This window comes from Streptomyces sp. NPDC093510, from assembly GCF_040683555.1.
In the GTDB taxonomy this organism is placed as follows: domain Bacteria; phylum Actinomycetota; class Actinomycetes; order Streptomycetales; family Streptomycetaceae; genus Streptomyces.
This window is the reverse complement of record NZ_JBFBEE010000031.1, coordinates 1-19446: the sequence shown is the minus strand read 5'-3', so window position 1 is coordinate 19446 and position 19446 is coordinate 1. Positions and strand designations below refer to the sequence as shown.

Below are 19446 nucleotides of genomic sequence, written 5' to 3'. Positions count from 1 at the left end.
GCCGGACATGGGGAGCGGGTGCTGTCCGGGACCCAGTGCCGGGGCCCGGACGGCACCCGCTCCCGTGCGTCAGGCCCTCACGCGGCCGGTGCCAGCTCGGCCCTGCCGAACAGCAGGGCGTAGCCGGACGGCAGCAGGCACAGCAGGCGGTCGACGAGCTCCTTGTCGACCGCCTGCGCCAGGGCGGTGAGGACGGAGCTGACGTCCCATCGGGCGGTGGCGGGCGTGGCGCCCTCCAGGCGCAGCGCCACGCTCTCGACGAACTCCGCGGCCGTGAGGGGCCGCCTGACGGGCACCTGGTCCGCGACCAGCCTCGCCCCCTCAGGGGGCAACTGCCGTGCCAGATCGACGCGTTCGTCCCCGACGACGTGGCCGCCGAGGGCGGCCAGGACGACGCGTGTCACACGCTCCGCCTCCACCTCGTCGGCGTACCGGCCGGATTCCCTCACCGTCTCGATGAGTTCACTCCACCTCATCGTGCCCTGCTCCTCCGTTCGTCGTTGCGTCGTCGCATCGGGTCGTCGTGTCAGCCGTCGATCTGCCTGCGGTCGCTGCCGCCGCTGATGTGGATCTTCCGCGGCTTGGCCCGCTCGGCCACCGGGATGCGGAGCGTGAGGACTCCCGCCTCGTACGAGGCGTCGATCCGCTCCGTGTCCAGGGTGTCTCCGAGGAACAGCTGGCGCGCGTAGCTGCCGGTGGCCCGCTCGGCCGCGATCATCTCCACGCCCTCGGGGGCGGGGGAGCGGCGCTCGGCCCGCACGTTCAGCACGTGGCGTTCGACGTCCAGGTCGATCGACTCGGGGTCGACGCCCGGAAGGTCGAAGTGGACCACGAAGTCGTCGCCCTCGCGGTAGGCGTCCATCTGCATCCCCGCGGGGCGGGCGCTGCTGAAGACCTGCTGGGCGAGCCGGTCGAACTCGCGGAACGGGTCGGTACGCATGAGCATCACGGGTCACTCCTCTCCTCTGGTGCTGGGTGCGATGCCCTACGGTTTTCTATATAGCCCGGAGGAGGAAAATTGACAAGCCCCGACTCAGGTCCTGAGCCGGGGCTTGATGGAGTGGTGGCGGCGGGCGTCAGTGGTCGGAGTAGCTGAGGTCTCCCACGGTCCAGGCGCTCACGTCCTGGAGGGCGATGCGGTACATCCCGCCGGTCTCGGGCAGCCCCACGCTGCCCTGGAGAATCCGGGCGAGGTGGAAGTGCAGGTGGGTGGGCGGCGCGGTGTCCCGGGGCGGGCCGGACTCCGCCTCTGGTGTCACGAACACGGAGGCGAAGGGGCTCAGCTGGGCGGAGTCTTTCAGGACCTCGGCGACACGCCGCCGCCACAGGGCTTCGGGGGCCAGTCGTCCGGTGATGACGGCGCCGGCGACGACCACGGTGAGGGACATCTGATTGCTGTGCTCGGACTCCACCAGGGTGGCGATGTCAACGAGCAGCTCGTCAGGCTTCGACATGACTGATCAGCCTACCGATGCGGAGGGGCGCGCGGGGCCCGGATACCTCCCCATCCACTTGCGAAAAACTATCGCGGCTGCGATAGACATGCGGAACTCCCGTTGTTAGAGTTCCTGATACAGAGACACGAAGACCCGAATGAAGACATGGCGAGACGCGCGGCACTCAGGCCGGCGGATGGTGTGAAACCCCTCGGGGCCTGGTGCCGTACGGCATCAGGCCCCTCGACGCGTTCCAGAAGAGGTGCAAATGCCCCCAGAAAACCCCTCGCACGGCAACGACCGGTTCGATGACGACGACTACCCCGCCTACACGATGGGCCGGGCCGCCGAGATGATCGGCGCCACGCCCGGTTTCCTCCGTGCCGTCGGCGACGCCCGCCTGATCGCGCCGCTGCGGTCCGAGGGCGGCCACCGCCGCTACTCCCGCTATCAGCTGCGGGTCGCCGCGCGCGCCCGTGAGCTCGTCGACCAGGGCACGCCGATCGAGGCGGCCTGCCGCATCGTCATCCTCGAGGACCAGCTGGAGGACGCGCTGCGCATCAACGAAGAGCTGCGCCGTCCCACCGCGGGATCCGAGGGGGCGCCCGCGTCCTGAGCTCGTCGCCCACGAAACGCTGCACCTCACGCTGCCACATATCTGTGGTGGCAAATGCAGAATTTCGCGTGATGCGCGATGAGGGTTTATCAGTCGACCGGCGGAGCGATATCGAAAACCCTGCGCCCGGGTCCGTCCCGTGCTACTGTCGTTATCAGTTGCAGTTGTGGTTTCCAGAGACTCCAAGTGCTCCGTCGGCTTTATGTGCCGGTTGGGGCACTTTGTATTGCCGGTCATTTCCGGACGGGGTAATCATCGCGGCGACGCGGAGTCCGCACAGTGTGGGCTCCTGGGCAATGCCCCGAAGGAGATATGACATGGCTACTGGCACCGTGAAGTGGTTCAACGCGGAAAAGGGCTTCGGCTTCATCGAGCAGGAGGGCGGCGGCGCCGACGTCTTCGCTCACTACTCGAACATCGCCACCCAGGGCTTCCGCGAGCTGCAGGAGGGCCAGAAGGTGACCTTCGACGTCACGCAGGGCCAGAAGGGCCCGCAGGCCGAGAACATCGTTCCCGCCTGACGCTGACGCGCACTTCGTGGCTGGGGCCCGCACCTTGGGTGCGGGCCCCAGCCCGTTGCGTTTCCGGGGAAAAATCCCTGGTCGATCCATGGTTTGAGGTTTGAAGTGGTCGGCACCCGGTAATCCGCCGTACGGTGCGTCGCTTTTCTCCGGCCGGACCCGGAATTGAATTCCCGGCGGCCGGCACTGTTTTTCATTTACTCCGGCCGTTCCAGCGATTCTCGGCACCGGTCGGTGCCCCGCGAGAATTCCTCGACACGCGCCGCATCGAGGAAGGTTCGCAGGTTTACATGAACCGCTCAACTCGCACGAACGGCCGACGCTCCAAGGCTCCCGGGCGCCGCCCCGCCGCACTCCAGGGCGAGTTCGCGCCGCCCGTCACCGTCACCCCGGCCCTGCCGCCCGTCGAGGACTTCGCCGCGCTCGGCCTGTCCGACGGCGTGCTGAAGACCCTCACCGGACTCGGCGTCACCACCCCCTTCCCGATCCAGGCGGCCACGCTGCCGAACTCCCTCGCGGGCCGGGACGTCCTCGGCCGCGGGCGCACCGGATCGGGCAAGACCCTCGCCTTCGGCCTCGCGGTGCTCCACCGCACCGCAGGGCAGCGCGCCGAACCGCGCCGCCCGCTCGCCCTCATCCTCGTCCCCACCCGCGAGCTCGCCCAGCAGGTCACGGACGCCCTCACGCCGTACGCCAAATCGGTGAAGCTGCGCATGGCCACCGTGGTCGGCGGCATGTCGATCGGACGGCAGGCCGGCGCGCTGCGCGCCGGGGCCGAGGTCGTCGTCGCCACACCGGGACGGCTCAAGGACCTCATCGAGCGGCGCGACTGCCGCCTGGACCAGGTCGCCGTCACCGTGCTCGACGAGGCCGACCAGATGGCCGACATGGGCTTCCTGCCCCAGGTCACCGAGCTCCTCGACCAGGTGCGGCCGGGCGGTCAGCGGATGCTGTTCTCGGCCACCCTGGACCGCAACGTCGACCTCCTGGTGCGCCGCTACCTGAGCGACCCCGTCGTCCACTCGGTCGACCCGTCGGCGGGCGCGGTCACGACGATGGAGCACCACGTGCTGCACGTCCACGGCGCCGACAAGTACGCCACCACCACGGAGATCGCCGCCCGCGACGGCCGGGTGATCCTCTTCCTGGACACCAAGCACGCCGTCGACCGGCTCACCACGCACCTGCTGAGCAGCGGCGTGCGCGCGGCGGCCCTGCACGGCGGCAAGTCCCAGCCCCAGCGCACCCGCACCCTCGCCCAGTTCAAGGCCGGCCAGGTCACCGCGCTCGTCGCCACGAACGTCGCGGCACGCGGCATCCACGTCGACGACCTAGACCTCGTCGTCAACGTCGATCCGCCCGCCGACCACAAGGACTACCTGCACCGCGGCGGCCGCACCGCCCGCGCAGGCGGCTCGGGCAGCGTCGTCACCCTGGTCACCTCGGCGCAGCGGCGCGACATGAACCGGCTGATGGCCGCGGCAGGAATCAAGCCGCACACCGCGCAAGTCGCCTCCGGGGAAGCCGAGTTGGCGCGCATCACCGGTGCTCAGGCGCCCTCGGGCACCCCGGTGACCATCGCGGCACCGCCGAGGGCGGCCTCCGAGCGCGGCGGCTCCTCATCCCGCGGCCGCCGCCCCCGCGACGGCCGCGCCCGCCGCGCCTACGCCGCCCGCACACGGAGCGACTCCGCCGCCTGAACCCCGGACCAGGCCGACCCCGGCCCGGAGCCCCGTCCCGCCCCATCGGCCTTCCCGGCCCTCTCCTCTGTGAGGCACCATGCGCTGTGTCATCGCCCGCTTCCCCTTCGACCTCTTCAAGAGTGAGGTGGAGGCGGTCATGAAGGGCGTCAAGCCCGAACCCGTCACCGGTGAGTCCGTGATCATCAGCCGCCGCCACTACCCCGTCAAGCAGGTGGGGGAAGTGATCACCCGGCAGGACCGCCGTGACTTCTCGGCCCGCGAGGTGACCAGGGCGCTGACCAACCTCGGCTTCACCTGCCGGGCCGCCCCCGCCCCCGTCGCCCCCGAGCCCGTCGAGACGGCCTGGCCCACGTCCGTCGTCTAGTCACCTTGCCGCGCCCCCGCCTCCGCCCCCGTCTCCGGGCCCGGAGACGGGGGCGCGGCGCGGGACGGTGGCCTCGTCGCGAGTGCCGCCGTGCCCGGCAGCCAGCCGAGGAGCAGGCCCCACAGGGCGCCGAACAGGACGCCGGTCAGGGTCAGCAGCAGCCAGCCCAGGGCGCCCGCCTCGACCATGCGGGCCGCGACCATGCCCCGCCACGCGCCCGCCACCGCCGCGCCCGCGACCAGCGCCGTCCAGCCCGCGAGCAGACGGCGGCCCCTGCCCGCGCCGGGGCACAGGCGCAGATGGCGGCGCATCCGTGCGGTGGCCACCGCGAGCAGGAGCAGGGCGGCGAAGTTCTCGCACAGCTGCCAGGACCAGTCCGTCGCGCCCAGCGGTGTCGCCCGCAGACCCGGCAGCGCGAACGGCACGCCGAGCGCGGTCGGCACGACCGACAGGCCCGCCCGCACCGTGAACGCGGTGACCAGGGTGGTGCTGCCGTGTGCCAGGACGAGCAGTAGACAGACGCAGGCCACCACGGCCGTGGCATCCGTCCGCGTCCGCAACGCGTCGATCGTCGTCCGCATGGCGCGCCACGGTAGGCCGCGCCGGCCGCCACGGACAGGCCCGGCCGAAGAATCGGCCGAAGAAAAGTGAACAATGCTCAGGTCTGTTGCGGCGGGGTCTGTCCGATCTACCATCCCGGCCATGAAGTCCCCGGCTGCGTGGCGCACTTGGGCGGTGGGAGCGGTCGTGCTCGCCGTCGCGGCCGCGCTGCTGGTCGCCGTCGGGCCGGAGGGCGCGGGCGCCGGGCGGGCCGGCACCGCGAGAGGCCACCGGTGGATCACCGACCGGCAGGGGCGCGCGCTGGTCCTGCGCGGCCTGTCCACGGCGGGCGACGCCAAGCAGACGGCCGACGGCATGCCGTGGATCGAGGAGAAGGACGTCGCACGCGAACACCGCGCGCTGGGCACGAACTTCGTCCGCTTCCTCCTCCAGTGGCGCAAGGTCGAGCCGGCTCCGGGGACGTACGACAGGACGTATCTGAAGCGGGTCGCCGAGCGGGTGCGGTGGTACGGCGAGCGGGGCTACCACGTCCTGCTCGACATGCACCAGGACCTGTACGGCCCGGGGACCGGCGGCAACGGCGCCCCGCGATGGGCCACGGAGACGGACGGGCACACCTCCGCCCCCACCGACCCCTGGGAACTCGGCTATGCCGAGCCCGGGACCGTCCGCGCCTTCGACCGTTTCTGGGGGACGGTCGAAGGCGGCGGACGTGATCTGCGCAAGCACTACGTCGGCGCCCTGCGCGAGGTGGCCGGGCACTTCGCCGACGACGACACCGTCATCGGATACGACCTGATGAACGAGCCGTGGGGCGGCAGTGTGCAGGGCCCCGCCTTCGAGTCGGGGCCGCTCGCCCGGCTCTACCAGGACGGCATCGACGCCATCCGCACCGTCGACCGCGACCACTGGCTCTTCGTCGAACCGTCCGCCATCGGCTCCAACTGGGGCTTCGCCACCGGGCTCCCGCGCCTGGACGACCCGCGCGGCGACGGCGACGAGGCGCGCATCGCGTACGCGCCCCACCTCTACCCCCTCCCCATGGACCTCGGCGGCGGCTACACCGGCGATACCAAGGGGCGCGTCGACGCGTCCCTGCGGGCCTGGCGCGAGCAGACGGAGAAGACCGCGCGGCGGCTCGGGGCGCCCGTGGTCATCGGGGAGTTCGGACTCGACGTGGGACTGCCGGGCGCCATGGAGTACGTCGAGAAGGTGCAGCGGATGGCCGACGAGATGGGGGCGGGCTTCGCGTACTGGTCCAACGATCCCGGGTCCTGGGCGCCTTGGGACGCGGAGATGAAGCCGACCGTGCTGCTGCCCGTACTCGACCGCCCCTACCCGAGGGCCGTGGCGGGCGATCCGGTCTCCTACCGCTGGGACGAGGCGGAGAAGACGCTGACGGTGAGCTGGCGGGGCGTGGCGGGCGTGCGGGGCGGCACGGAGGTGTACCTGCCCGAGCGGCACTTCCCGGAGGGCGGCAGGACCGAGGGAGGGGGCAGGCAGGAGTGGAACCCCAAGTCCCGCACTCTCACGCTGAGTTCGGGCCCGGGCGCCCACTCTGTCCGCATCACACCACGTGGGTGAAATGGAAGAGTTCCCACCTCTTGTCCGTCTGCACAGGGCCCCCAAGAATGCCCGTGACAATCGCACGACAGGCGTACGTCACAAGGGGGGCTCCACAGATGGGAAAGAAGAGCAAAGCGGTCGCGGGCGGACTGCTCGCCCTCGCGCTGGCAGGGTCCGGCGCGGCACCCGCGTTCGCGGACCACACCCGCTCGGCCGAGCCGACCCAGCCCACCCGGTCCACCGAGCAGGCGCGGAGCAAGGCCGAGGCGGTCGACTTCGCCGGCACGGTGGCACTCAGCAACTGTTCCGGCTCCGTCGTCCGCACGCCCCAGTCGAGGCCGGGCGACCCGGCGCTCGTCCTCACCAACGGCCACTGCCTGGAGACCGGTTTCCCCGCCGCCGGTGAGGTCGTCGTCGACCAGCCGTCCACCCGCACCTTCAAGCTGCTCGACGCGAAGGCGAACGACGTCGCCACGCTCCAGGCGTCCAAGGTGTCCTACGCGACCATGACGGACACCGACATCACGCTCTACCAACTCACCAGCAGCTACCGCGACATCACCAAGAAGTACGGCATCGAGCCGCTGGAGCTGGAGGACGACCACCCGGTGAAGGGGCGGGCCGTGACGGTCGTCTCCGGGTACTGGAAGAAGACCTACAGCTGCGCCATCGACGGGTTCGTGTACCGCATGAAGGAGGGCGAGTGGACCTGGAAGGACTCCGTCCGCTACACCCCGGCCTGCCAGACCATAGGCGGCACGTCCGGCTCGCCGGTGATCGACCACAAGACCGGCAAGGTCACCGCGGTCAACAACACGGGCAACGAGGACGGCGAGCGCTGCACCATCAACAACCCCTGTGAGATCGACAGGAAGGGCAACGTGACCGTCCGCAAGGGCACCAACTACGCCCAGCAGACGTACGGGATCGTGCCGTGCGTCGGCAAGGGCAGCAAGATCGACCTGGACCGCAAGGGGTGCAGGCTGCCCGAACCGGCCACCACGAGGTGACCGGCCGGTCGGACTGACGCGTCACGGCGTCACGGCGTCACGGCGTCACGGCGTCAGGGCATCACGTCGTCAGGGCGTCCGGCGTACGGCTCGTCCCGCGAGGACGTCCGTGCGCCGGCCGTCCCGCATCACGAACCGGCCGTCGATCAGGACGTGCGGAACGCCGATGGGGAGCGTGCGGGGCGCCTCGAAGGTGGACCCGGCCGCGACCGTCTCCGGGTCGAACAGGACGAGATCGGCGCGATAGCCCTCGCGGACGACGCCCCGGTCGGGGAGCCGGAGGCGGGCGGCGGGCCGCGAGGTGAGGTGGGCGACGGTCTCCTCCAGCGACATGACGCCCAACTCCCGTGCGTAGCGCCCGAGATACTGCGGGAACGTGCCGTACGCGCGCGGGTGCGGCTTGAAGCCCTGAAGGATGCCGTCGCTGCCGCCCGTGTGCACGCGGTGCCGCATGATCGCCCGCACGTTCTCCTCGTGGCCGACGTGCTGGAGGATCGTCGAACCGAGGTTGTCGTCGATGAGCAGACGGCGTGCGGTGACCCAGGGCTCCTCGCCGCGCTGGGCGGCGGACCGGGCGATCGTCTTGCCGACACAGGAGGCCAGACCGGGGTCGGAGACACCGGATACCTCGATGGTGTCCCACTCGATGGGCACGCCGTGACAGCCGTCGGCGCCGATGACCTCCATGTGGTGGCGGATCTTCTCGGCGGTCGCGTCGTCCCGGAGCCGGGCGAGGATCGCGTCGGGCCCGCCCTCACTCGCCCAGCTCGGCAGCATCGCGACGAGCGTCGTGCAGCCGGGGGTGTAGGGGTACGTGTCGAGGGTGATGTCGGCTCCGTCGGCGAGGGCGTCGTCGAGGAGGGCCAGCAGGTCCGGTGCCTTGCCCTTGTTCACACCGAAGTTCATGGTGGCGTGGGCCAGGTGCAGGGGGCAGTGCGCGGTCCGGGTGAGGTTCACCATCTCCTCGTACGCCTGGAGCGCGCCGGCGCCGTAGCTGCGGTGATGGGGGCAGTAGTAGCCCTTGTGGGCAGCCACCACCTTGCAGAGCTCGGTGAGCTCGGAGTCGTCGGCGTACATGCCGGGGGTGTACGTGAGGCCGGAGGACATGCCGACGGCGCCCTCCGCCATCCCCTCGGCGACGAGCTGCTTCATGCGGTCCAGCTCGGCGGGGGTCGCCGGGCGGTCGTCCCAGCCCAGCGCGTACATGCGGACGGTGCCCTGGGGGATGAGGTACGCGGCGTTCACCGCGATTCCCCGGCCGCCGTGGGCGCTGTCCAGAGCGTCCAGGTACCCGCCGACCGTGTGCCACGTGAAGTCGATGTCGCCGCCGTCGCCGTTCCAGCCGGTGATGGCCTGGCGGACGTGGGCGAGCGTGCGGTCGTCGACGGGGGCGTAGGACAGTCCGTCCTGTCCGATGACCTCCAGGGTCACGCCCTGGGCGGCCTTCGCGGTGTGGTCCGGGTCCCTGAGGAGGGCGAGGTCGCTGTGGGCGTGCATGTCGATGAAGCCGGGTGACAGGGCGAGGCCCTGGGCGTCGAGGGTGGCCCGCCCGGTCGGGCGGGGGCCCGTCGTCTCCCCCTCCCGGTGGATCGTGGTGATCCTGCCCTCGTCCACCCCGACGTCGGCTCGGTAGGAGGCACCTCCGGTGCCGTCTATGACACGTGCGTCCCGAATCACCAGGTCCATGGGGCGCCTTTCCTCTGCGTTCGGCTGCGGCGGCTGCGGCTGCGGCGGCTGCTTGGCGGTACACCCGGCCTCCGGCCGGATCTTTCTGTCCCCACCCGCACCACCCGTGCGACTCTCGTCGCCGGGTGCGGGTGGCCCTTGTGGGGCACGCCCACCGTCGGCGGCGAACGGGCGGGTGGGGGGCAGGCTCCTACTCCCGCTCTGCGGTGCGGGGCAAACGGGTGGGTGGGTGGGAGGTGTCCGCCGCGGAGCGGCGGGTCAGGGGCGCCCCCCCACCGGCCGGAGGGAACCCAGGGCCGTGTCCGCCGCGGAGCGGCGGGTCAGTCCACCCCCCGAGACCCCCCGGTCAGAAAAACGTTCGGACGTAGTCCGAGACCGTCCCGTCCCCCTCCACCACCGGAATCAGCTGCCACTTGTCGAACGCCGTGCACGGGTGCGAGAGGCCCATGCCGAGCCAGTCGCCCACGGCCAGCTCCGCCTCCGGTGTCGTCCGCAGCCATCCGTGCTGGTCGGAGAGGCCGGTGACCGTGATTCCGGTGGCGGGTCGCTCCATGCCGCCCCGGCGGACGACCTGCGCCTCGGGCAGGTCCAGGTCGTACGCCGCGTCACGCTTCCCCGCGTTGGTGAACGCCTGTTCGGCCGAGGGCCGTGACACCACCTGTGCCCAGAGGCGGAACGCGGGCTCCAGCGCGCCTTCCTCCGGGACCCGGTTGAAGGGCGTGAGGTGCCGGTAGTGACCGTCGTCGTGCGAGACGTACGCGCCGGAGCGCAGCAACTTCAGTACGGGCTGCGACAGTTCCGGGATCTCGGCGAAGACGGACGCCACCGCGTCGAACCACGCGCTGCCGCCCGCGCTGACCACGACCTCCGGCAGGTCGGTGAACCGCCCGGCCTTGTCGAACTCGACGAGCAGCGCGACGAGGCGGCGCAGCCACGCCGTGACGGTTTCGGTCGACGCCTCCGGGACCTCGCCCTCGTACCCGGCGACGCCCACGAGCCGCAGCGTGTCCGCGGCGGCGACGGCGTTGGCGATCTCGAAGCACTCCGCCTCGGTCCGCACGCCCGTGCGCGCCCCGTCGCCCGCGGCCAGCTCCACCACCACGTCCACGGGCCTGCTCGCGCCCGCCTCGCCGAGCGCGGCGTGCATCAGCTCGACTCCGCGCAGGGAGTCGACGTAGCAGATGAAGCGGAAGGAGGGGTCGGAGTCCAGCTCGCCGGCCAGCCACCGCAGGGCCGCCGCGTCGACGAGTTCGTTGGCGAGGAAGATCCGGGAGGTGCCGAACGCCCGTGCCACGCGCACCTGGTGGGGCACGGCGAGCGTGATGCCCCACGCGCCGCGTTCCATCTGGCGGGCGAAGAGCTGCGGGGCCATCGACGTCTTGCCGTGCGGCGCGAAGGCGAGGCCGTGGCGTTCGGCGTACGTCTCCATGAGGGCGAGGTTGTGCTCCAGGCGCTCGGCGGAGAGCGCGAGGACGGGGGTGGTGAAGCCGCCCGTGAAGAGGTTCCTGCGCTGGGCCGCGAGCTCGCCGACGGTGAGCCCCTCCGCGTCCGGCGGCAGTCCCTTGAAGCGGTGGTCGACCCGCTCGTCAGCGAGCGCAGCCAGCGGGTCGGCGGGACGGTCGACGGCGGTGTCGAGGGCGGTGTCGACGGCGTTGTCGGCGGCCATGGGCGCCTCCTCCAGGAGTGCGTTCAAGAGCGCGTTGCAGTATTTGCAACGGTCATTGCGTATGTCGCTTACTGCTGTCTAACATCCGAGCCAACGCCGGGTCAACGGATCCGGAGAGCCGGCTGAGGGGTTGAAAGAACGTGACCGCACAGGCAGCAGTGGACGTCGTGGCGCTCGGCGAGTCCATGGTGACCTTCCTGCCCGCGCGGCCCGGCCGCCTCGCCGACGTGCCCTCCTTCGACCGCGGGATCGGCGGCGCCGAGTCCAATGTCGCCTGTGCGCTCGCCGCCGCCGGGCACACCGCCCGCTGGGTCAGTCGCGTCGGCGCCGACGGCTTCGGCGACCACCTCGTCGAGACGATCGCCCGCTACGGAGTCGACACCTCCGCCGTCGGCCGCGACCCGCACCGCCCCACCGGCATCTACTTCCGCACCGCCGACGACCGCGACACCGACGCCCACGAGGTCGTCTACTACCGCGCGGGCTCCGCCGCCTCCGCCATGTCGCCGGGCTCCGTGGACGAGGACGCCCTCGCCGCGGGCCGCATCCTGCACCTGTCGGGCATCACACCCGCACTCTCCGCCGACTGTCTGCGTCTCGTACGCCACCTCTGTGCCCGGCGCGCCGACCGCGGCCCGCTCGTCTCCTTCGACGTCAACCACCGCCCGGGGCTGTGGAAGGACGCGACGGAGGGGCCCGGAGTCCTCCTCGACCTCGCGCGCGGCGCCGACCTCGTCTTCGTCGGCGAGGACGAGGCCGCGACGGCCTGGGGCGTGAGGGGAGGACCGGACGCGATCCGTGCCGCCCTGCCCGAGCCGGCCACCCTCGTCGTCAAGCAGGGCAGCCGCGGCGCGACCGTCTTCCGGCACGGCGAGGACCCCGTCTTCCAGGCCGCCCTGCGCGTCGACGTCGTCGCGCCCGTCGGCGCGGGCGACGCCTTCGCCGCCGGGTTCCTCTCCGCCACCCTGCGCGGCCTGTCCGCCGCGCACCGACTGCGTCACGGCCATCTGATGGCCGCCGCCGCACTCACCGTCCCCGGTGATCTCGCACCGCCCCCCGCCCGCGCACACGCCGACCGCCTCGCCGCCCTGGACGACGCCGCCTGGGAGACACTTCGTCTCGGCCCCGGCTGGACGGAGCACGTCCCGGAGGAAACCGAGGCCGAGGAGGAGGTACGTACCCCATGAGCCAGACCGTCGACCGTGCCCTGTCGATCCTGCCGCTGCTCGCCGAGGGCCCCGCCGACCTGGGCCAGGTCGCCGACCGGCTCGGTGTCCACAAGTCCACGGCGCTCAGGCTGCTGCGCACCCTCCTCGAACACGGCCTGGTCTTCCGCCAGTCCGACCAGCGCTACCGCCTCGGCGCGCGCCTCTTCGCGCTCGCCCAGGAGGCCGTCGAGAACCTCGACGTGCGGGAGATCGCCCACCCCCACCTCCTCGCCCTCAACGAGAAGTGCGGCCACACGGTCCACCTCGCCGTGTACGAGGAGCAGGAAGTCGTCTACATCGACAAGGTCGAGAGCCGCTATCCGGTGCGGATGTACTCCCGTATCGGCAAGCCGGTGGCCATCACCGTCGCCGCCGTGGCGAAACTGCTGCTCTCCGACATCCCGGAGGCCGAGCGCCGCGCGATCGCGGAGAAGCTCGACTACCCCACCTACACGTCCCGTTCGACGCCGAACGCCGCCGCGTTCCTCAAGGAGCTGGCGGCCGTGCGCGAACAGGGCTGGGCCACCGACCTCGGTGGCCACGAGGAGTCCATCAACTGCATCGGGGCCCCCATCCGCGGTGCGGACGGGCGAGTCGTCGCCGCCATGTCGGTCTCCGCGCCGAACGTCGTCGTCACCGCCGAGGAACTCCTCACGCTGCTCCCGCTGGTCCGCCGCACCGCGGAGGCCATCAGCCGGGAGTACTCCGGCGCTGTGCCCGAACCGAAGAACACCCCTCTCAAGGAAGCCTGATCAGCGAATGACCGACAAGATCGCCCTCACCCCGGCCACCCACACCACCCCGCCCGCGAAGTTCTCCCACGGCGTGAAGAAGGGCAACATCCTTCAGGTCGCCGGTCAGGTCGGCTTCCTCCCCGCCGAGGAGGGCAAGGCCCCCACCCCCGCGGGCCCGACCCTGCGCGAGCAGACCCTCCAGACGTTCGCCAACGTCAAGGCGATCCTCGAAGAGGGCGGCGCCACCTGGGACGACGTGATGATGATGCGCGTCTACCTCACCGACGTGGACCACTTCGCGGAGATGAACGAGATCTACAACGCGTACTTCGAGGAGCAGGGCCTCAAGGCCCCCGCCTCGGCGCGCACCACGGTCTACGTGGGCCTGCCCAAGGGGCTGCTCATCGAGATCGACGCGCTCGCCGTCCTGGGCTGACCAGCCCGGCACCCTGAGCACCCCGCAAGCCGTACGTCTTCACGGCGCGGTGCCCTCCCCCGAGGCGCCGCGCCGTGATCCCCCCTGCCCTGAAAGCTTCATGCACTTACGAGGTCAAAGATGTCCCCGTCCCCCTCCGCCGCTCTCGCGGCCGCCGCCCCCGCCGAGGCGCCACCCCACACCGGTGGCCTCCTCGCCCTGATCGACGGCACCGCCGGTCTGCTGACCGTCGCCGCGCTCGGCATCCTGCTGCTGCTCTTCCTGATCATCAAGGTCAGGCTGCAGCCGTTCGTGGCGCTCCTCGCGGTCTCCATAGCCGTCGGCCTCTCGGCCGGACTCTCCGTCACCGAACTCTTCGGTACCGTCCAGAAGTCCGACGCCGTCTCGGTCATCGAGTCCGGCATGGGCGGCATCCTCGGGCATGTGGCGATCATCATCGGCCTCGGCACGATGCTCGGCGCGATCCTGGAGGTTTCCGGCGGCGCCGAGGTGCTCGCCTCCCGCCTGCTCGGCCTCTTCGGCGAGAAGCGCGCCCCCCTGGCCATGGGCCTGACGGGTCTGATCTTCGGCATCCCCGTCTTCTTCGACGTCGGCATCTTCGTCCTCGCGCCGATCGTGTACGCCGCCGCCAAGCGCAGCGGCAAGTCGATCCTCCTCTACTGCCTCCCCCTGCTCGCGGGTCTCTCCATGACCCACGCGTTCCTGCCCCCGCACCCCGGCCCGGTGGCCGCCGCCGGCCTGCTGAAGGTGGACCTCGGCTGGGTCATCCTGATGGGCATCGTCTGCGGCATCCCCGCCGTGCTCGCCGCCTGGGTGTTCTCCGCGTGGGTCGGCAAGCGCATCTTCGTGCCCGTGCCGCAGGACATGGTCGAGGCCGCGGAGGAGGCGAAGGCGGCGGTCGTCGCCGAGCAGCGTGCGGCGGGTGTCGAGCCCCGCGAGAAGCCGGTGCCGCTGGGCATCGTCTTCGCGATCATCGGAACGCCGCTGTTCCTGATCCTGCTGGCCACCTTCTCGTCGATCGCCTTCGACCCCTCGACGTTCCGGTCGGTCATCGAGTTCTTCGGCAGCCCGTTCGTGGCCCTGACGATCGCGCTCCTGATGGCGTACTACCTGCTGGGCATCCGGCGCGGCTGGTCCCGGAAATCCCTCGAAACGGTGTCGACCGCGTCCCTCAAGCCGGTCGGCAACATCCTGCTCGTGGTCGGCGCCGGCGGGATCTTCGGCGCGGTCCTCAAGGCGAGCGGCGTGGCCGGCGCCCTCTCGGACACCTTCCAGGACGTGGGCCTGCCCATCATCGTCCTCTCCTACCTGCTCTCCCTGGTCCTGCGCGTCGCCCAGGGCTCGGCGACGGTCGCGATCGTGACGACGGCGGGCATCGTGGCCCCGCTCCTCGCCGAGGGCGACCACTCGCAGGCGTTCGTCGCCCTGGTCATCATGGCGATCTCGGCGGGCTCGATCTTCGCCTCGCACGTGAACGACGGCGGCTTCTGGATGGTGGCGAAGTACTTCGGTATCAGCGAGCGGGACACGCTGAAGACGTGGACGGTACTGGAGTCGGTGCTGTCGGTGGCGGGCTTCGCGGTGGCGGCGCTGGTCAGCCTCTTCGTGTAGCGCGTACGTGGCTGGGGGGCGTCCGGCAGTGCTGCCGGACGCCCCCATTGTTCGCGGTGCCCGCTAGAGCAGGTGGTCGGCCTTGCCCGCCTTGATGTCCTGGATGAGGGTGCGGAGGGCTTCGTGGGTGTCGGTGAGGTAGTGGTCCTCTTGCCCGGCGATGGCGATGTAGGCGTTGCCGTCGGCGTCGGTGCCTATGCGGAAGCAGTTGTTGCCCTCGCCGCAGAAGGGGTCTTCCCAGTTGATGCCGGTCACGATGTGGCTCCTAGAGGTCACGGGCGATGCCGCTCGCAGTGAGCGTTACAGGAGGTGGTCGGCCTTGCCCGCCTTGATGTCCTGGATGAGGGTGCGGAGGGCTTCGTGGGTGTCGGTGAGGTAGTGGTCCTCTTGTCCGGCGATGGCGATGTAGGCGTTGCCGTCGGCGTCGGTGCCTATGCGGAAGCAGTTGTTGCCCTCCCCGCAGAAGGGGTCTTCCCAGTTGATGCCGGTCACGATGTGGCTCCTAGAGGTCACGGGCGATGCCGCTCGCGATGAGCGTTACAGGAGGTGGTCGGCCTTGCCTGCTTTGATGTCGTGGATGAGGGTGCGGAGGGCTTCGTGGGTGTCGGTGAGGTAGTGGTCCTCTTGCCCGGCGATGGCGATGTAGGCGTTGCCGGTGAGGTCGGTGCCGAGGCGGAAGCAGCTGGCACCCTCGCCGCAGAAGGGGTCTTCCCACGTGATCTCGGACATGCGGTGGCTCCTCAGAGATTGCTGATGATGTCGCGGATGAAATCGCGCGATGCCCCGGGCGGCAGGGCGATGCGCTCCATCCAGTCCAGATGGGCCCGGTACTTGGACAACTGGGCTTCACCTCCGAGGAATTCCGGCCCGTGGGAGCTGTCGACCTGGACAGTGTCAAGCTGCGGTGCGGGTCCTTCGAGGTAGTTGACCGTCTGCCCGGCGCCTGGGAAAGTGCCCGCCGCGAACGGAATGACGAGGATCCTCAGGTTCGGACGCTCGGACGCGGTGAGCAGGTGGTCGAGCTGCCCCCGGGCCACCGCACGCCCGCCGAACTGCATCCGCAGGGCAGCCTCGTGGACGATCGCAATGTACTCCGGCGGGTCTTCGCCCTCCAGGACCTTCTGCCGCTCCACCCTGTAGGCCAGCCGGAGGGCGGTTTCGTGTTCGGGCAACGGCGGAAGCACCGCGCGGAACAGCTCCAGAGCGTGGTCGCTGGTCTGGAGCAGGCCAGGGATGTGTGCGGTGTGCGCTGTCCGCATACGTACGGCGTACGACTCAAGCTCGGCGATGTCCAGGAGACCCTGGGAGAGGGAGCCCCGGTAACGCTCCCACCAGCCGCGCCCGTTGGCCCCGGCCATGGTTACGAGCGCGTCGATGTACGCCGCGTCGGAGCAGTCGCAGTTGCACGCCAGCGTGCGAAGACGCTCCGCGCTGATGGTGCGGATCCCCGTCTCTATGTTCGAGATCTTCGCGCGGTCCAGGCCGAGTAGCCCCGCCGCGTGCTCAGCTGACATTCCAGCGGCCACCCGCATCTTGCGCAGCTCGCTGCCCAACCGCTTCTGGCGCTCGCTGGGCGTCGTCCTCGGTGGCATGGCGTTCCCTTCGTGATGTTCGTCAGCAGTCTGCCGCCCGAGGGCTCCATCTGACCACGGTTGGGTTCAATTTCTGGGATCAGGTGGCACAGTAACCAAAATCTGTCCTACGTTCAGTAACGCACAAGCTACGCACGGCAGTTGGCAGTGCATCGCGCGGGGCTGTCCTCGTCCTCCTTCCCTGGGAGGGGCGGGCCCGCGTCAGGGAGACGAGCCACCGACGGCCGGGGTCAGTCAGTTCAGCGCTCAACGCCAGCCCATTCCACGGGAGTCACCATGACCATGACGCCAGCCGTCACCGCTTGCCCCGCCAAGGGCGACGCCTCCGCCCCCACACCCGACACCCTCGCGTACAGCCTCACCCTGCCCTCGGCCCTCACGTCCCCCACGGTTGCCCGCGCCCTCACCCGAACCGTGCTCACCGCACATGGGCTGGCCGCACTGCTGGATCCGGCGACACAGGCCGTGGCCGAACTGACGGCCGCGGCCTGCACGTTCAACGCGACGGCGGAGGTGTACCTCTCTCTCCGCTTCCGCGAGGGCACGCTCCGCGTCATCGCCTACGACAGCCACCCCCGCCACACACACCCCCGCCTCGCCGAGGCCTGCGACGCCCGCCGCCGGGCGGCCCTGCGGCTGCTCGCCCGCGTGGCGCGGGCCTGCGAGGGCGACTGGGGCTTCGGTGAGGCACGGGAACCAGGCGGCGGCACGCGGATGTGGGCGACGGTGCCGTACGGCGGGGGAGTGGCGTACGGGACGCACGGCTGAGGGAGGGGTGCGGGGCGGGGACTTCGGTGGGGCTGTGTCTGCCGTCCCTGCACCGCACGTTGACTTTGACCCGGACGGCCAGGGGTGGGGCGGCGGACTTCTCTGCTCGGGTCATCACCTTTCGCTGCCGGGTGCGGACCGGTCCAACGTGAGCCGACGCTACGGTCGAGGCGCCGCCCCGGCTTCGCCGCTCGGGTCATCGGCTCTCGCCGCCGGGTGCGGACCGGCCCAACGGGGCGTGCCCGGCGTGGTCTGGGTGCCGTCGCGCAGTGGGGGCCTCCGGTCGGGCACCTGCTTTGGGAAAGTTGTGAATGGGATGGGCGCGCGCCCCTGCCACGCCCCGCGCGCCGTCACAGACAGCCGCTCAGGAGCGGGGTTGGGGTGCGGCGGGGCCGCTGGTGGGGGGGCGTATTGGCCGTTCGGGGGGGCGTGCGGCATACGCATTCGCAACTTTCCCAAAGTAGGTCCCCGGGCGGCGGCCTCTCCCTCCCGGCCTCGCCCTTTCGGCCTGGCGACGCATTGCATGTGAATGGGGGCGCGCGGCCTCCCGGTTCACTACTTTTCCAAAGTAGGTGCCCGGCTGCCGGGCTGGACGGGTGGCGGGCGCTGGGTTTTGTCGGCGCATCGTTCGTGAGGGCCGCCGCCCACGTTGGGCCGGTCCGCACCCGGCAGCGAAAGCCGATGGCCCGAGCGGCGAGGCCGTGGCCGCCTCGACGGTGACGTCCAGGCACGCTGGGCCGGTCCGCACCCGGCGACGAAAGGGGAGGGCCCCACTCAGAGTTTCCGTCGGCCCCGGTGACCGACAACGACACCGGCCCACCGAAGCCTCCGGGGACTCCGGTGGGCCGTAAGGGTCAGGCCGTGCAGTACTGCTGCTCCTTGCCGATCGACCGGTACATGCAGTCCGAGTTCTCCAGGAGTTGCAGGACCGCGTCGCGGTTACGGGACGTCTCCCGCTCGATCACCTCGTCGGGTGGGTAGAAGCCGCCACCGCCGGCGGACGACGGGTACATCTCGAAGGTGTAGCTGAAGATCTTCTGGTTGCCCCACAGCCAGTCGTTGATCGACCCGTCGGTGATGTAGAGGTCGCTGGACTGCTGGGGGGTGTAGCCGTTGCTCGCGGCCATCTTCCTGCCGATCGCGGCGTGCGCGTCGCGGTCGTCCTGGGTGAGGCCGGGGCCGGTGTCGCTGTACGTGTAGCCGTACGGCCACAGGACCAGTTCGCTGTACGTGTGGAAGTCGATGGAGGCCTTGATCTGCTGCTTGCCTCCGACGACGCGGCTGCGGACGAAGTCGGAGACGACCTTCACCTCGGGGGCCGACTCGGCGCTCGGGCCGCGGTAGGTCTCGGAGCCCGTGGAGCCGGACGAGCCGCCGCAGCAGCCCCAGCGGTAGGCCCAGTTGCGGTTCATGTCGGTGCCGACGTTCGACGAACCGGCGTTCGGCTGACGGTTCTTGCGCCAGCTGCGGTAGGAGCCGGTCGCGATGTCGTACTCGCCGCCGTCCGGGTTCAGGTCGGGCACGATCCAGATCTCGCGCTCGTCGACCATCTTCTTGATCCGGGCGTCGGTGGCGTAGTCGTCGCCCAGTTCGCGCAGCAGGTAGAGCGCCATCTCCACCGTGAGGTGCTCGCGCGCGTGCTGGTGGTGGGTGAAGAGGACCTCGGGCTCGGCCTCGTCGGTGCCGACGTTGTCGCTGATCTTGATGGCGACGATGTCCCTGCCCGAGTAGCTCTTGCCGATGACCTTCTTGCTGAACAGGTCCGGGTGGGCCGCGATGCGCTGGTTGATCTCCGCGTTCATCTCGGCGTAGTTGTGGTACCTCGCGTCGGCGGGCGGGAAGTCCTTGGCCTCCACCGCCTGTCCGTTCGTGCGCTTCGGCGGCCCGGCCAGGGGCTTGAGCTCGTAGCCGGCCTCGCGGAGCGCCGCGGCTTCGGCGGCGTCCGCCGAGACGACCACCGCGCGGGCG

At 70.6% G+C, this 19446-nt stretch carries 22 protein-coding genes; 11 read left to right on the top strand and 11 right to left on the bottom strand.

Annotation, left to right across the window (positions count from 1 at the left end):
* Nucleotides 1-77: 77 nt before the first annotated feature.
* The 3 genes from AB0N81_RS35405 to AB0N81_RS35395 form a co-directional block, all read right to left on the bottom strand.
* Entirely contained in the window at nucleotides 78-476 is a 399-nt protein-coding gene (locus AB0N81_RS35405) for a DUF2267 domain-containing protein (RefSeq protein WP_365365809.1), read from the bottom strand.
* A gap of 50 nt (nucleotides 477-526) precedes the next feature.
* Nucleotides 527-946: an Hsp20/alpha crystallin family protein gene (locus AB0N81_RS35400; protein WP_365365807.1), complete on the bottom strand. Its 420-nt coding sequence runs from the start codon at nucleotides 944-946 to the stop codon at nucleotides 527-529.
* 130 nt (nucleotides 947-1076) lie between these two features.
* The gene (locus AB0N81_RS35395) at nucleotides 1077-1454 is read right to left on the bottom strand and encodes a hypothetical protein (RefSeq protein WP_365365805.1); all 378 of its coding nucleotides are present in this window, start codon (nucleotides 1452-1454) and stop codon (nucleotides 1077-1079) included.
* 250 nt (nucleotides 1455-1704) lie between these two features.
* Here AB0N81_RS35395 and AB0N81_RS35390 point away from each other — a divergent pair, with 250 nt between their 5' ends.
* The 4 genes from AB0N81_RS35390 to AB0N81_RS35375 all read left to right on the top strand — a co-directional run bounded on the left by AB0N81_RS35390 (nucleotide 1705) and on the right by AB0N81_RS35375 (nucleotide 4640).
* Nucleotides 1705-2052, top strand: a complete 348-nt coding sequence (locus AB0N81_RS35390) for a MerR family transcriptional regulator (RefSeq protein WP_365365803.1) — start codon at nucleotides 1705-1707, stop codon at nucleotides 2050-2052.
* A gap of 317 nt (nucleotides 2053-2369) precedes the next feature.
* Nucleotides 2370-2573 (top strand): cold-shock protein, encoded by a 204-nt coding sequence (locus tag AB0N81_RS35385; protein WP_030788646.1) that lies wholly within the window; start codon nucleotides 2370-2372, stop codon nucleotides 2571-2573.
* Nucleotides 2574-2863: 290 nt separating this feature from the next.
* Nucleotides 2864-4273, top strand: a complete 1410-nt coding sequence (locus AB0N81_RS35380; RefSeq protein WP_365365801.1) for a DEAD/DEAH box helicase — start codon at nucleotides 2864-2866, stop codon at nucleotides 4271-4273.
* Nucleotides 4274-4352: 79 nt separating this feature from the next.
* The gene (locus AB0N81_RS35375) at nucleotides 4353-4640 is read left to right on the top strand and encodes an SCO5918 family protein (RefSeq protein WP_365365799.1); all 288 of its coding nucleotides are present in this window, start codon (nucleotides 4353-4355) and stop codon (nucleotides 4638-4640) included.
* Here AB0N81_RS35375 and AB0N81_RS35370 read toward each other — a convergent pair.
* On the bottom strand, nucleotides 4637-5221 hold the full coding sequence (locus AB0N81_RS35370; RefSeq protein WP_365365797.1) for a hypothetical protein: 585 nt from the start codon (nucleotides 5219-5221) through the stop codon (nucleotides 4637-4639). The two genes, AB0N81_RS35375 and AB0N81_RS35370, sit on opposite strands and share 4 nt — an antisense overlap.
* Before the next feature lie 121 nt (nucleotides 5222-5342).
* On the opposite strand from AB0N81_RS35370, the gene AB0N81_RS35365 reads away from it, so the two are divergent.
* On the top strand, nucleotides 5343-6785 hold the full coding sequence (locus AB0N81_RS35365) for a cellulase family glycosylhydrolase (protein WP_365365795.1): 1443 nt from the start codon (nucleotides 5343-5345) through the stop codon (nucleotides 6783-6785).
* Nucleotides 6786-6883: 98 nt separating this feature from the next.
* A complete protein-coding gene (locus AB0N81_RS35360) occupies nucleotides 6884-7777 on the top strand; it encodes a serine protease (protein ID WP_365365793.1) in 894 nt (297 codons plus the stop codon).
* 69 nt (nucleotides 7778-7846) lie between these two features.
* Here the strand turns inward: AB0N81_RS35360 and AB0N81_RS35355 are convergent, their stop codons facing one another.
* Both AB0N81_RS35355 and AB0N81_RS35350 read right to left on the bottom strand, forming a co-directional pair.
* A complete protein-coding gene (locus tag AB0N81_RS35355; RefSeq protein ID WP_365365791.1) occupies nucleotides 7847-9463 on the bottom strand; it encodes a D-aminoacylase in 1617 nt (538 codons plus the stop codon).
* Between the two features lie 346 nt (nucleotides 9464-9809).
* Nucleotides 9810-11129: an amino acid deaminase gene (locus tag AB0N81_RS35350; protein WP_365365789.1), complete on the bottom strand. Its 1320-nt coding sequence runs from the start codon at nucleotides 11127-11129 to the stop codon at nucleotides 9810-9812.
* 140 nt (nucleotides 11130-11269) lie between these two features.
* Between AB0N81_RS35350 and AB0N81_RS35345 the strand changes: the two genes are divergently transcribed.
* The 4 genes from AB0N81_RS35345 to AB0N81_RS35330 all read left to right on the top strand — a co-directional run bounded on the left by AB0N81_RS35345 (nucleotide 11270) and on the right by AB0N81_RS35330 (nucleotide 15118).
* Nucleotides 11270-12316, top strand: a complete 1047-nt coding sequence (locus tag AB0N81_RS35345; protein WP_365365787.1) for a sugar kinase — start codon at nucleotides 11270-11272, stop codon at nucleotides 12314-12316.
* Entirely contained in the window at nucleotides 12313-13089 is a 777-nt protein-coding gene (locus AB0N81_RS35340; RefSeq protein WP_365365785.1) for an IclR family transcriptional regulator, read from the top strand. The genes AB0N81_RS35345 and AB0N81_RS35340 overlap by 4 nt, the downstream gene beginning before the upstream one ends.
* A 7-nt stretch (nucleotides 13090-13096) precedes the next feature.
* Nucleotides 13097-13507 carry a RidA family protein gene (locus AB0N81_RS35335; protein ID WP_365365783.1) on the top strand — a complete coding sequence of 137 codons (411 nt, stop codon included), beginning with the start codon at nucleotides 13097-13099 and terminating at the stop codon, nucleotides 13505-13507.
* Between the two features lie 120 nt (nucleotides 13508-13627).
* A complete protein-coding gene (locus tag AB0N81_RS35330) occupies nucleotides 13628-15118 on the top strand; it encodes a gluconate:H+ symporter (protein ID WP_365365781.1) in 1491 nt (496 codons plus the stop codon).
* A gap of 63 nt (nucleotides 15119-15181) precedes the next feature.
* Here AB0N81_RS35330 and AB0N81_RS35325 read toward each other — a convergent pair whose 3' ends face one another.
* From AB0N81_RS35325 to AB0N81_RS35310, 4 genes are read right to left on the bottom strand one after another with little or no spacing between them, the layout of a single operon-like run.
* A complete protein-coding gene (locus AB0N81_RS35325) occupies nucleotides 15182-15373 on the bottom strand; it encodes a hypothetical protein (RefSeq protein WP_365365779.1) in 192 nt (63 codons plus the stop codon).
* A 45-nt stretch (nucleotides 15374-15418) separates the two neighbouring features.
* Complete coding sequence (locus AB0N81_RS35320) at nucleotides 15419-15610, bottom strand: hypothetical protein (protein WP_365365779.1); 192 nt, start codon at nucleotides 15608-15610, stop codon at nucleotides 15419-15421.
* Nucleotides 15611-15655: 45 nt separating this feature from the next.
* Nucleotides 15656-15847: a hypothetical protein gene (locus AB0N81_RS35315; protein WP_365365777.1), complete on the bottom strand. Its 192-nt coding sequence runs from the start codon at nucleotides 15845-15847 to the stop codon at nucleotides 15656-15658.
* 11 nt (nucleotides 15848-15858) lie between these two features.
* The gene (locus tag AB0N81_RS35310) at nucleotides 15859-16710 is read right to left on the bottom strand and encodes a helix-turn-helix transcriptional regulator (protein ID WP_365365775.1); all 852 of its coding nucleotides are present in this window, start codon (nucleotides 16708-16710) and stop codon (nucleotides 15859-15861) included.
* Nucleotides 16711-16986: 276 nt separating this feature from the next.
* On the opposite strand from AB0N81_RS35310, the gene AB0N81_RS35305 reads away from it, so the two are divergent.
* A complete protein-coding gene (locus tag AB0N81_RS35305; RefSeq protein WP_365365773.1) occupies nucleotides 16987-17478 on the top strand; it encodes an ATP-binding protein in 492 nt (163 codons plus the stop codon).
* Between the two features lie 854 nt (nucleotides 17479-18332).
* Here AB0N81_RS35305 and AB0N81_RS35300 read toward each other — a convergent pair.
* On the bottom strand, nucleotides 18333-19446 hold a 1114-nt coding region (locus AB0N81_RS35300), incomplete at its 5' end, for a M14 family metallopeptidase (RefSeq protein WP_365365771.1).